The sequence below is a fragment of the Streptococcus sp. UMB1203 genome (assembly GCF_030217725.1).
Classification (GTDB): domain Bacteria; phylum Bacillota; class Bacilli; order Lactobacillales; family Streptococcaceae; genus Streptococcus.
Genome location: NZ_JASOOK010000024.1, coordinates 1 through 12625 on the forward strand (window position 1 = coordinate 1; position 12625 = coordinate 12625).

The window sequence follows — 12625 nt, forward strand, 5'->3', positions numbered from 1 at the left end:
AAAAAGAAAGGACGAAATTTGTCCTTTCTCGGTTTTAGCTTTTATTCAACCCACTACAGTTGACAAAGAGCCTTTTATATTCCAAAAACCAAAAAAAGCAGACCATTTAAGCCTGCTTTACTATTGATTCTTATGTAAATTTCCTGTGAACAAGAAAAACAATTATGATAACTTATTCCTCATCCATGCTCAAGACGCTAAGAAAGGCTTCTTGTGGAACTTCTACTGATCCGATGGCTTTCATACGTTTCTTACCAGCTTTTTGTTTTTCAAGGAGTTTACGTTTACGAGAAACGTCACCACCATAACACTTAGCAAGTACGTTCTTACGAAGGGCCTTGATATCAGTACGAGCCACAATTTTGTGTCCAATAGCTGCTTGGATTGGAACTTCAAATTGTTGGCGAGGGATAATTTTCTTGAGCTTATCAACGATAAGTTTCCCACGTTCGTAAGCAAAATCCTTATGAACGATAAAGCTAAGGGCATCAACCTTGTCTCCATTGAGAAGGATGTCCATTTTGACCAGCTTAGATGGGCGATACTCTGACAATTCGTAGTCAAAGCTTGCATAACCACGTGTCGAAGACTTAAGTTTATCAAAGAAGTCAAATACGATTTCAGCAAGTGGAATTTGATAGATAACATTGACACGGTTATCATCAATATAGTCCATAGTCACGAAGTCTCCACGCTTGCGCTGAGCCAATTCCATCACTGCTCCAACAAACTCTTGCGGTACCATTATTTGCGCCTTAACATAAGGCTCTTCAATGGTCGCAATCTTAGTTGGGTCTGGAAACTCAGATGGGTTCGACACATCCATAGACTCACCGTCGGTCAAATTAACTTTATAAATAACAGATGGCGCTGTCATGATGAGGTCGATGTTGAACTCGCGTTCCAAACGCTCTTGGATAACATCCATATGGAGAAGTCCAAGGAAACCACAACGGAAACCAAATCCAAGTGCCTGAGATGTTTCTGGTTCAAATTGGAGACTAGCATCATTCAGTTGTAATTTTTCAAGGGCTTCACGCAGATCATTGTACTTGTTTGATTCAATTGGATATAGACCCGCAAAGACCATAGGATTCATCTGCTTGTAGCCATGTAGTGGCTCTGCCGCAGGATTGGTTGCCAAAGTAACAGTATCACCCACACGAGTGTCCTGAACCGTCTTGATAGAAGCTGCAATATATCCAACGTCACCAGTCGCAAGGAAATCACGACCAACTGCCTTAGGAGTGAAAATTCCAACCTCAGTCACATCAAAAGTCTTGCCATTGCTCATAAGCTGAATCTTATCGCCAGGTTTGACCACTCCGTCCATAACACGAACTTGGAGAATAACCCCACGGTAGGCATCATAAACTGAGTCGAAAATCAAGGCCTTAAGTGGCGCCGTCACATCACCCGTTGGTGCTGGTACTTTTTCTACGATTTGCTCGAGGATTTCTTCGATACCGATACCAGCCTTGGCAGAAGCCAATACTGCTTCACTGGCATCCAAACCAATCACATCCTCAATCTCAGTACGCACGCGCTCTGGATCCGCTGCTGGCAGGTCAATTTTGTTAATGACTGGCATGATTTCCAAATCATTGTCCAAGGCCAGATAAACGTTGGCAAGGGTTTGAGCCTCAATCCCTTGAGCAGCATCGACCACCAAAATCGCCCCCTCACAGGCAGCGAGCGAACGTGAAACTTCATAGGTAAAGTCAACGTGTCCCGGCGTGTCAATCAAGTGGAAAATATAAGTCTCGCCATCTTTTGCCGTGTAATTCAACTCGATGGCATTCAACTTAATGGTAATCCCACGTTCTCGCTCTAAATCCATGCTATCCAAAAGCTGGGCCTGCATTTCACGGCTTGAAACCGTCTCTGTCTTTTCCAAAATGCGGTCTGCTAGAGTCGATTTCCCGTGGTCAATATGGGCGATAATAGAGAAGTTACGGATCTTCTCCTGTCGTTTTTTCAATTCTTCTAAGTTCATGATTCTCTTCCTTTCAGGGTATCTATTTATTATAAATTGTTTTTGACATTTTGACAAGACCATACCCTGCTAGGAGTACTAATCTTCAGCGACAAAGCCGTCATTTTCGATAAAGTGGTGTTCTGTCATTCCTTGGTCTGTAAAGACAATCCCGTGAAGGACACCACCATAAACAGCTCCTCCGTCCATCCCAATCTTGCCATCTTCTGTAGTCCAAAGCTCAGCTGTACCACGCTCTTGCTTTAACAAACCATAAACTGGTGTATGGCCAAAGACAATGGTTTTTCCAGTATGATTTTCTGCTTCGTGGAATGGTTTTCTAAGCCATACTTTCTTGTAATCTGTGGTTTCATGCCAGTCATCCAAGGTCAAATCAATACCTGCGTGAACAAAGATATACTTATCTGTCTCTACCACAAAAGGCATTTGACGAATAAATTCGACCAAGTCTGCTGCTTCAGTAGCAACACGCTTGGCATCTTCTACTCCATCAACCGGTGCATCCAAGGGACGACCTAGGATAGAGTTAATGGTTGTATCTCCACCATTGCGTCGATAGTGGTCATAGCTTTCTTCTGGGTTATCGAGCCAAGTCAAAAACATATACTCGTGGTTTCCTGACAAACAGATTGCCCCTTGATTATCGACCAAGTCCTTAACCATCTCTAGGACACGGCGACTATCTTCACCACGGTCAATCAAATCCCCTAGAAAGAGCAACTGAGTCTGACCATCCCATGTTTTGAGAAGGTCTTCCAGCATCCCAGCTTTTCCGTGAACATCTCCAATCACATAATAGTTTGTCATCTTATTTCTCCCTGTTTCTCAACAATTCTCTGGCTTGTGTCAGGGCTGCTTCCGTCACATCATCACCTGCCAACATCTTAGCAACTTCCTCCACGCGCTCTTCAACCGTCAAGAGACGAACAGTCGAAACCGTTGAATGGTCATTGCTAATCTTTTCAATAAAGAATTGATAATCCGCAATCGCAATCACTTGTGGCAAATGAGAAATAGCCAGAACCTGACCATGCTGGCCAATCTTGTGAATCTTCTGAGCAATCGCTTGAGCTACACGACCTGAAACTCCCGTATCCACTTCATCAAAGACAATACTTGTCTTACCCTCTTTACGAGAAAAGGCAGACTTAATGGCTAGCATGAGACGGGATAATTCCCCGCCAGACGCAACCTTAACCAAGGGTTTAAAGTCTTCACCAGGGTTGGTTGAAATGTAAAACTCGACCATTTCATTTCCCTCACGACTGAATTTGCCCTTGCTAAAACGAACCTGAAACTGGGCTTTTTCCATATAAAGGTCTTGCAATTCTTGTTTAATCTCTGCTTCTAGCTGCTGGGCCAAGTCATGACGAGCAGATGCAAGCTGGCCTGCCAAATCAACAAGATTGACTTCCAATTTCTTGAGCTCTGCTTCCATGTCTTCAGAAGAAAGATTATTGCCTGTCAGGAGATTGTATTCTTCCGTAATCTTGGCAAAATAAAGCAAGACATCGTCCACAGTCCCACCATATTTACGCGTAATGGTATGAAGGAGGTCCAAACGATTCTCGACTTGCATGAGGCGATTTCCATCAAAATCAAGATCCTCAATGATTGCTTCCAAACGTTTGCTAATATCTTCTAAGACATAGTAGGTCTCAGACAAAGAGCTTGAAATTTCACGGTATTCAGGGTCATACTCTTCGACACTTTCCATGTCATTCATGGCTGAACGAACATTGGCCAGACTTGAAAAATCTTCATTGTCTAACATACTGTAGGCATTGGTTAAGGTATCCGCAATATTTTTATGGTTGAGGAGTTTATCTCGCTCTTGGTTAAGAGACAAGTCCTCACCTGCTTGCAAGTTTGCTGCCTCAATCTCTGCCATTTGAAATTCCAACATTTCGATACGTGCCTTGTGTTCCTGTTGGTTTTTCTTGACTTCCAGAACCTGCTTACGCATTTTTCGATAAGCATCAAAACTCGTTTGATAGGTTTCTTTCAAGTCCCAAAACGCTGCGTCACCGAATTCATCCAACATCTGGATATGAAGTTGAGGACGCATTAACTCTTCTTGGTCATGCTGGCCATGTATATCCACCAGATGTTGCCCAATAGCACGCAATACAGACAGATTGACCATCTGGCCATTCACACGACTGATACTCCGACCATTTTGCAAGATTTCCCGACGGATGATAATTTCATCCCCCATTTCCAAACCTTGCTCATCAAAAATTTCCTGCAAAAGGCGACTATTCTCAACTGAGAAAAGCCCCTCTATCTCTGCCTTTGGCGCACCATGACGAATAACATCTGTCGTAGCACGAGCTCCCAACATCATATTCATGGCATCAATGATAATCGACTTCCCTGCACCCGTTTCACCAGTCAGAACAGTCATTCCTTTTTCAAAATTGAGGGAAATAGCCTCAATAATGGCAAAGTTTTTTATCGAAATTTCAAGTAACATATAGACCTACCAATTTTTTACTTGTTCAAAGATTTCCTCTGCTAGACTTTCACTTCTGGCAATGACTAAAATCGAGCTATCATCAGCTAAACAGCTAAAAATCTTGTCCGTAAAAGTCTCAATTAACTGAGCTTTTACAAAGGCTGTATTTCCTGGAATGACTTGGAGATTGATCATCTTATCCATCAATTCAGCCGATTCGATATTGTCTTCAGCCAGTTGCAAACTTTTTACGATTGATTTTGGCAATTCATAGACATAGGTGTTGTCTCTCAAAGGAATTTTGACAATGCCTAGCTCTTTGATATCTCGGGATACCGTCGCTTGAGTAGCACTGATTCCTGCCTCTTTCAAGTGTTCTACAATTTCTTCTTGCGTACCGATTTGATAATCTGTCACAAATCGTCTAATTTTTTCAAGTCTCTCTTTTTTATTCATTTTTAAATTGACTATGCGCCCTCTCTACTACTTCTTCAATTTCAGCAAGAACCTGATTGCTTGCTGACTCTTCTTTTTTCAAATACGCTAAAAACTCAATATTTCCATGTCCGCCTTGGATGGGAGAAAAGTCCAAACCAAGGACTGAAAAGCCTTCCTCTACTGCCATAGCTGTGACAGCTTCAAGAACATTCTGGTGAACCTTGGAATCTCGAATGATTCCATTTTTTCCAATCTGCTCACGACCTGCCTCAAACTGGGGCTTAACCAAAGCTACAACCTGACCTTGATTAGCCAAGACACGGTGCAAGGCTGGAAGGATCAGACTGAGGGAAATGAAACTCACGTCAATACTGGCAAAGCTCGGTTCCTGCTCGAAATCAGTCTTTTCAGCATAGCGGAAATTGAACTGCTCCATGCTGATAACCCGTGGGTCTTGGCGTAATTTCCAAGCCAACTGATTGGTACCAACATCGACTGCAAAGACCAACTCGGCACCATTTTGCAACATGACATCGGTAAATCCTCCAGTAGAGGCCCCGATATCAATCGTTGTTGCCCCTTCCACTGATAATTCAAAGACCTGCAAGGCCTTTTCCAGTTTCAAACCACCACGACTGACATACTTGAGTTTCTCGCCCTTGAGTTTTAGCTCGGTGTCATCTGGAATTTTCTCTCCTGGCTTGTCAAACCGTTCTCCATTAATGACTGCTACGACTAGGCCAGCCATGACACCACGCTTGGCCTGCTCTCTCGTTTCAAACAAGCCCTGTTTATAAGCTAGTACATCCACTCTTTCCTTAGCCATTGATTCTCAAACTTTCTACTACTTTTACAATCGATTCTGTTTCAAAGTGAACCTGCTGGGCAATGTCGTCTAATTTGGCATTAGCTTGATCCAAAGTCTGGTTACAAAAGGCAATAGCCTCTTTCAAACCCAACAAGGCAGGGTAGGTTGATTTTTCTGCCTGTAGGTCCTTTTGTGGTGTCTTGCCGATTTCCTCAAAACTGGCGGTCACATCTAACACATCATCTCGAACTTGAAAAGCAAGACCAATTAGTTCCCCAACAGTTTTCAGTTTTGCCTGCATTTCAGGTGCCAATTCGGCTATGATGGCAGCTGCTTGGAAGGGATAGGCTAGTAACTTTCCAGTCTTATTAGCATGAATAGTCTGGAGTTCTTCCAAAGACAAATGCTGGTGTTCGCCTTCCATGTCCAAAACCTGTCCTGCCACCATGCCCAGACTTCCTGAAGCAAGCGATAAGTTGGCAATCAAGTCCACCTTGATCTGACTTGGCAAATCTGCCTGCGCTATCAAAGCATAAGGATCTAGGAATAAAGCATCTCCAGCCAAAATGGCCATAGCTTCACCGAATTTCTTGTGATTGGTCAACCGCCCTCGACGGTAATCATCATCATCCATAGCTGGAAGATCATCATGAATCAAGCTCCCTGTATGAATCATTTCCAAGGCAGCAGCTACCTGCGCGTGAGCAGGTTTGATGGCAACCTGCAAAGCTTCCAGAACTTCTAACAAGAGAAAAGGACGGATACGCTTGCCACCAGCATGAATGGAATAGAGAACAGACTCTCGCAAACTAGAAGCAAACTGCTGGTCTCCATAAAAATCTTCCAAGGCCGACTCGACAAGAGCTAATTTTTCTTGCTTCTTCATTCAAAATCACTTTCTGTTCCGTCTTCTTGCATGACCTTGACCAAGGTCTTTTCAGCCTTGTCCAACGTCGCTTGGAGCTCTTTTGACAAGACCATGCCCTTTTGAAAGGCCGCAATCGCATCTTCCAGAGCAATTTCACCATTTTCCAAACTTTGGACAATGGTCTCCAGTTCTGCTAGATTTTCCTCAAATTTCTTTTGTTTTGACATCTTTAACCTCTAATTCTACTTGACCATCTCGCATCAAAAGCGTCACTTGGTCTTTTTTCTTCAAATTTTCAACCGAATCAACTACGGACTCTTCTTTTTTGACAATAGCATAGCCACGCGCCACGATTCGACTGGTATCCAACATCAACAAGGCTTCTGAAAGTCGCTTGACTTCAGCAACCTTGGCATCATAAACCAGCGCCATTTGGCTACGTAAGAGCTTATCCAACTGACCAAGTCGGTCTTGATAACGTTGGATTTTGGTAACAGGTGATAATTGGATTAGTTGATGGGTCCTTGCTTGTACTAGCTGTTTGTTATCAGAAATCCGTGCTCGCAAACTTTGTTTTAATCGCAGTTGCAGTTGATCCAAGCGTTGCAAATAACCATCATACAAACGCTCTGGCTGTCTAAAGATGACTGACTGACTACATTTTTTCAAAAATTCTTGTTTCTTAGATAGGACATTTCGGACTGCTGTTGCCATCCGTTTTTCCTGATTTTGCAAATGAGCTAATACATCCAACTTGGTCACAGGTGTTGCTAGTTCAGCCGCAGCAGTCGGTGTCGCAGCTCGTCTATCTGCCACAAAATCCGCCAAGGTCACATCCGTCTCATGCCCCACACTAGAAATGATTGGCAAGCGAGATTCAAAAATAGCCCGTACCACAATCTCTTCGTTAAAGGCCCAGAGATCCTCGATGGAACCTCCACCACGACCAATAATCAGCAAGTCCAAATCGTCCCGTTGATTGGCATGCGCAATATTTCGAGCAATTTCCTCTGCAGCCCCTTCACCTTGAACCTTGGTCGGATAGAGAAGGATATCAACACCTGGAAAGCGTCTGCTGACGGTCGTGATAATATCTCGAATCACGGCTCCACTGCGACTGGTCACTACACCAATTCTCTTAGAAAATTGGGGCAGAGGTTGCTTGAAGCGTTCTTGAAACAGGCCTTCTTCTGTCAATTTTTTCTTGAGTTGTTCAAACTGAATCGCAAGCGCACCAACTCCATCAGGCTCTGCCTTTTCAATGATGATGGAGTAGCTACCACTTGGTTCATAGACCTGTACACGCCCAATCACATTGATCTTCATTCCTTCTTCCAGGTCGAAACCTAATTTCTGATAAATCCCAGACCAGATGGTCGCTTGAATAACTGCATGGTCATCTTTTAGGGAGAAATATTGGTGAGTAGGTCGTTTACGAAAGTTGGAAACTTGACCAGTTAAATAGACCCGTTCCAAGTAAGGGTCTTTATCGAATTTCATTTTCAGATACTTGGTCAAAGTTGTCACCGATAAATACTTTTCCATCTCCACCTACTATTCATTTTCTTGCTCTTTCATGGGTATTATTATACCAAAAATATGCCTAAAAATCTCCATTTATGTACCATTATGAGAGAAAAATAGAAAAGGAGGCAAGGCCTCCACGTCTGATTATTTGCTGTTTCGAGCTTCTTCCAAAATCTTTGCAATCTTGGTCGTCAACAGGTCAATAGCAACTGTATTGCTAACCCCTTCAGGAATGACGATATCAGCATAACGCTTGGTTGGCTCGATAAACTGATGATACATAGGTTTAACTACACCTAAGTACTGGTCAATGACGCTATCAAGGCTACGGCCACGTTCTTCCATATCGCGCTTGATACGACGAATAATGCGCACATCATCATCCGTATCCACAAAAATCTTGATATCCATCAAATCGCGCAGACGCTTGTCCTCCAAGACCAAAATCCCCTCAACGATAAAGACATCTTGAGGCTCCTGACGATAAGTCTTGCTACTCCGTGTATGCTCTGTATAGTCATAAGTCGGGATGTCCACCGGACGCCCTGCCAACAATTCCTTAATCTGCTCAATCATCAAGTCTGTATCAAAGGCAAAAGGATGGTCGTAGTTGGTTTTGACACGCTCTTCAAAGGTCAAATGAGACTGATCCTTGTAGTATGAATCATGCTCAATCATGGAAATCTTTTCATCTGGAAAATGCGATAAAATGGCTCTTGAAACACTGGTCTTACCACCACCAGAACCACCTGTCACTCCGATAATGATTGGTCTATTTTGCATGCTATCCTCCGTTTTTTTATCCGTCGTCTATTCTATCACATTTTTTACAAAATTTATAGTCTGGTTTCAATAGTCTATGGGAAATAACACTCCCTACACCCCAGTTAGACTAGCTAAAAACCTTTCTTGGCTTGTAGAGATTGTCCCGTTTTTCTAGAATGGCTAGCAATGCATCGCCTTCAAAGGCAGCTAATTCTTGTTCTGTTTGTTCGAGCTCTATAAAACGACCAAAGCGTACTTCTGTAGCCTCTTCTGGAGTTAGGGTAACTTTAACAAGATCCCCCGTTCCAATCTCTAGAGGATGGAGAAAGTCCAATTGGCCAGCCTCCACTTTTTCAGCAATTTCTTCCAAGGTAAGAGCATCTTCTAGTTTCAAACCAGCCGCACTGGTTCGAGTCAGATGCGACATATGGGCCGCATAACCCAATTTTTCTCCCAAGTCAACTGACAAGGTACGGATGTAAGTCCCCTTACTACATTTCACACGAAAGGTAAAACGTGCTAGATTCCCCTCATAAGAAATCGGACTTGTCCGCTCAAATTGATAAATGGTCACCTGACGCTCTGGACGCTCTACTTCTTGACCAGCACGCGCATACTCATAAAGCTTACGACCATTGACCTTGACAGCCGAATACATAGGTGGAATCTGAGTAATAGGCCCAGTCAAGCTAGCAATCGCTTCATCGACAAGATTTTCATCTAAGGGCGACAGAACGGGTGTCTCAGCGACCACTTCTCCACTGGCATCCTCAGTCGTTGTTGAATAGCCAAGAGTGATTTCCCCCTCATAGACCTTGCCCTCATCCTGCATAAACTCGACCATGCGGGTCGCCTTGCCAACCGCAATGGGCAAAACACCCACTACATCCGGATCCAAGGTCCCACCATGACCAATTTTCTTGGTTCCCAAAATCTTACGCAGTTTAAAAACCGCATCATGCGAGGTCATCCCCGCTTCTTTTTTTAAGTTGATAATACCGTTCATTTTTGCTTTCTCACTCCCCCTTCAATGCTTCAAACTTCGCTTTCATAGTTGGATTTTTTCGAGTCAATTTTTTGACCGAAACATCTTCCAATTTATTGTTTGCGAGGCGAAGTTGGTTTTCGGATGTGGTTAGGAACTTCTTGACCTCTTCCATGCGTTTGATGGCCTTGTCGATTTCATCGATGGCTTTGCCAAAGTTAGTCGAAGCTGAGTTGTAGTTCTTAGCAAAGGCTAGTTTAAAGGCATCCAAGTCTTCCTCAAAATGTGTAATATCAATATTTTGCTCCCGAACCAAGGCCAACTCCTGCTTATATTTTAGAGAATTAAGAGCCGCATTTCGCAAAAGCCCAATCAACTGGATAAAGAACTGAGGACGGACCACATACATCTTTTCATACTCGTGGCTAACGTCAACAATCCCTGTGTTAAAGTAGTCGTTATCAGCCTCAAGCATGGTCACCAAAACGGCATACTCACAGTTCTTCTCCCGACGGTCCCTGTCCAATTCCTTGTAGAAGTCCGCATTCTTATGCTTCTTCTCTGTTCCATCTGCTTCGTTTTTCATCTCAAACATGATGGAAATGATTTCTACTCCATTTTCATCAGATTCACGGAAGATAAAGTCCCCCTTAGACCCACGCGCAGAGACCTTGTTATCCTTCTCAAAGTAAGCATTTGGAAAGGCAAAACTACGGACCTTGTTAAACTCACTCTCTGCATACTGTTCCAAACTTTCCCCAATCGCTTTTGTAGATTGTTGAGCCTTAAAGTTCTTGTAAAATTCGACTTGTTCACTGGCTGCTTTAAGCTGGGCTTCATAGTTTTGTTTAACAGAAGCCAAAGATAACTCATTTTCCTTTTCTTGCAAGAGGAGCTGATTTTTGACCTGATCACGTTCTTTTTCTAAGTCTGAAAGGGTCTTTTGCAGTTGATTTTCATGCTCTAAACGCAAGGTAGCCAATTGGTTTTCCAAGGCCTGCACTTCCTTGTCCTTGGCCAAGAGAGCCTGATGACTTGTCTGTTCAACCTCTTTCTTGACCAACTCTTTCTCTGTAGCAAAATTTTGGATTTGACTCTGCAATTGCGCGATTTCTTGGTCTTTTTGAGCTAGTTTAGACTGTTGCTCATTCATAGCCTTTTGCTCAGCCAAAGCCAGTTCCTGCTTCATGCGATCGTGCAGTTCCTTATCAAACTCTGCCGTTCTCACTTGGGACAAAAGTTCGGCATACTGGCTTTCATTTACTGTAAAGACTTCCCCACAGTTAGGGCATTTGATTTCGTTCATATCGTTCCTCTTTCTAGACTTCTGTAACCATTATATCATGCCTGAAGGAAAATCAAAAACAGCGAGTCGAAACCCACTGTTTATCTTCTTTTTCTTTAAATTTTTTCCAAGGCCAAGCGCAAGTCTTCAATCAAATCTTCTACATTTTCAAGACCGATTGACAAACGAATTTGATTTGGTGTGACACCTGCTGCTTCTAGATCTTTTTCTGACAATTGACCGTGAGTGGTTGTGGCTGGATGAACAACAAGAGACTTAGCATCTGCCACGTTTGCAAGGTCAGAGAAGATTTCTAAATGATCAATTACCTTGCGGGCTTCTGCTTCCCCACCTTTGACATGGAAAGTAAAGATTGAACCCACACCTTTTGGCAAGTATTTCTCAGCCAAGGCATGATAAGGACTATCTGCAAGTTTTGGATAGTTGACTTTTTCTACCTTAGGATGGTTGACAAGGAAATCAACAATTTTCTCAGCATTTTGTACATGACGTTCCACACGAAGTGAAAGGGTTTCAAGTCCTTGAAGCAAGAGGAAGGCATTAAATGGTGACAAGGCTGCACCTGTATCACGAAGCAATTGGACACGGACAGCGATAATAAAGGCTGCTGCACCTACATCACGAGTATAGCTCAAGTTGTGATAGCTTGGGTCTTCCTCAACAAATTGAGGGAATTTTCCTGAAGCTGCCCAGTCAAAACGACCACTATCAACGATCACTCCACCAATAGTCGTACCATGGCCACCGATAAACTTAGTCGCAGAGTGAATGGCAATATCTACACCGTGAGAAAAGACATTAATCAAGTAAGGTGTGGCAAAGGTATTATCCGAAACAAGTGGAATTTGGTACTTATGAGCAATCTCTGCCAATTTTTCCAAATCTGGAATATTAATCAAGGGGTTACCCAAGGTTTCAATCAGAACAAGCTTGGTATTGTCATTGATAGCTGCTTCCACTTCCTCCAAATTATCCACGTCGACAAAGGTTGTTGTGATACCATAACGAGGAAGGGTTTCTTTCAAAAGATTGAAGGTTCCACCATAAATAGTTGATGCTGCAACTACATGGTCACCTGCATGAGCAAGAGCCAAAATCGTATAAGTCACTGCGGCCATACCTGATGCTGTTGCAAGAGCTCCAACACCACCTTCGAGAGCTGCAATTCTTTCTTCAAAGGCAGCTGTTGTAGGGTTGGTGATACGAGTATAAATGTTCCCTGGTTTTCTCAAGGCAAACAAATCTGCACCTTCCTGCGTGTCATCAAAAACAAAAGATGTTGTTTGATAAATCGGCACTGCACGAGACTTGGTAGCTGGATCCACAACTTGACCAGCATGCAGTTGCAAAGTTTCAAATTTAAAATCACGAGTCATAAGGCGACCTCCAAATAGTTTGATTAAGGATATTGTAGCACCTTAAGGTATAGTTTACAAATATTAGCTTTCTATATTTTGATATAAGAAACAGCTAT

At 43.0% G+C, this 12625-nt stretch carries 12 protein-coding genes; all 12 read right to left on the reverse strand.

Annotated elements, in window-relative coordinates; genetic code table 11:
- Window positions 1-172 precede the first annotated feature (172 nt).
- The 12 genes from lepA to QP439_RS06895 all read right to left on the reverse strand — a co-directional run bounded on the left by lepA (window position 173) and on the right by QP439_RS06895 (window position 12527).
- The gene (gene lepA, locus QP439_RS06840) at window positions 173-1996 is read right to left on the reverse strand and encodes a translation elongation factor 4 (protein WP_001047207.1); all 1824 of its coding nucleotides are present in this window, start codon (window positions 1994-1996) and stop codon (window positions 173-175) included.
- Window positions 1997-2074: 78 nt separating this feature from the next.
- Window positions 2075-2803 carry a metallophosphoesterase family protein gene (locus tag QP439_RS06845; protein ID WP_285388945.1) on the reverse strand — a complete coding sequence of 243 codons (729 nt, stop codon included), beginning with the start codon at window positions 2801-2803 and terminating at the stop codon, window positions 2075-2077.
- A gap of 1 nt (window position 2804) precedes the next feature.
- Entirely contained in the window at window positions 2805-4472 is a 1668-nt protein-coding gene (recN, locus tag QP439_RS06850) for a DNA repair protein RecN (protein WP_285388947.1), read from the reverse strand.
- Between the two features lie 6 nt (window positions 4473-4478).
- A complete protein-coding gene (locus QP439_RS06855; RefSeq protein WP_285388949.1) occupies window positions 4479-4910 on the reverse strand; it encodes an arginine repressor in 432 nt (143 codons plus the stop codon).
- A complete protein-coding gene (locus QP439_RS06860; protein ID WP_285388951.1) occupies window positions 4903-5718 on the reverse strand; it encodes a TlyA family RNA methyltransferase in 816 nt (271 codons plus the stop codon). Before QP439_RS06860 ends, QP439_RS06855 begins: the two co-directional genes overlap by 8 nt.
- A complete protein-coding gene (locus tag QP439_RS06865) occupies window positions 5711-6586 on the reverse strand; it encodes a polyprenyl synthetase family protein (protein ID WP_285388953.1) in 876 nt (291 codons plus the stop codon). Before QP439_RS06865 ends, QP439_RS06860 begins: the two co-directional genes overlap by 8 nt.
- On the reverse strand, window positions 6583-6795 hold the full coding sequence (locus QP439_RS06870) for an exodeoxyribonuclease VII small subunit (RefSeq protein ID WP_000043226.1): 213 nt from the start codon (window positions 6793-6795) through the stop codon (window positions 6583-6585). The genes QP439_RS06865 and QP439_RS06870 overlap by 4 nt, the downstream gene beginning before the upstream one ends.
- Window positions 6773-8113, reverse strand: coding sequence for an exodeoxyribonuclease VII large subunit (gene xseA, locus QP439_RS06875; protein ID WP_285388955.1), 1341 nt, complete (start codon window positions 8111-8113; stop codon window positions 6773-6775). Before xseA ends, QP439_RS06870 begins: the two co-directional genes overlap by 23 nt.
- 126 nt (window positions 8114-8239) lie before the next feature.
- Window positions 8240-8878, reverse strand: a complete 639-nt coding sequence (gene udk, locus QP439_RS06880; RefSeq protein ID WP_001181376.1) for a uridine kinase — start codon at window positions 8876-8878, stop codon at window positions 8240-8242.
- A gap of 109 nt (window positions 8879-8987) precedes the next feature.
- The gene (truB, locus tag QP439_RS06885) at window positions 8988-9866 is read right to left on the reverse strand and encodes a tRNA pseudouridine(55) synthase TruB (protein ID WP_285388958.1); all 879 of its coding nucleotides are present in this window, start codon (window positions 9864-9866) and stop codon (window positions 8988-8990) included.
- A 10-nt stretch (window positions 9867-9876) separates the two neighbouring features.
- On the reverse strand, window positions 9877-11151 hold the full coding sequence (locus QP439_RS06890; RefSeq protein ID WP_004254571.1) for a DUF2130 domain-containing protein: 1275 nt from the start codon (window positions 11149-11151) through the stop codon (window positions 9877-9879).
- Between the two features lie 95 nt (window positions 11152-11246).
- Complete coding sequence (locus tag QP439_RS06895) at window positions 11247-12527, reverse strand: O-acetylhomoserine aminocarboxypropyltransferase/cysteine synthase family protein (RefSeq protein WP_049499382.1); 1281 nt, start codon at window positions 12525-12527, stop codon at window positions 11247-11249.
- Between the last annotated feature and the right edge of the window lie 98 nt (window positions 12528-12625).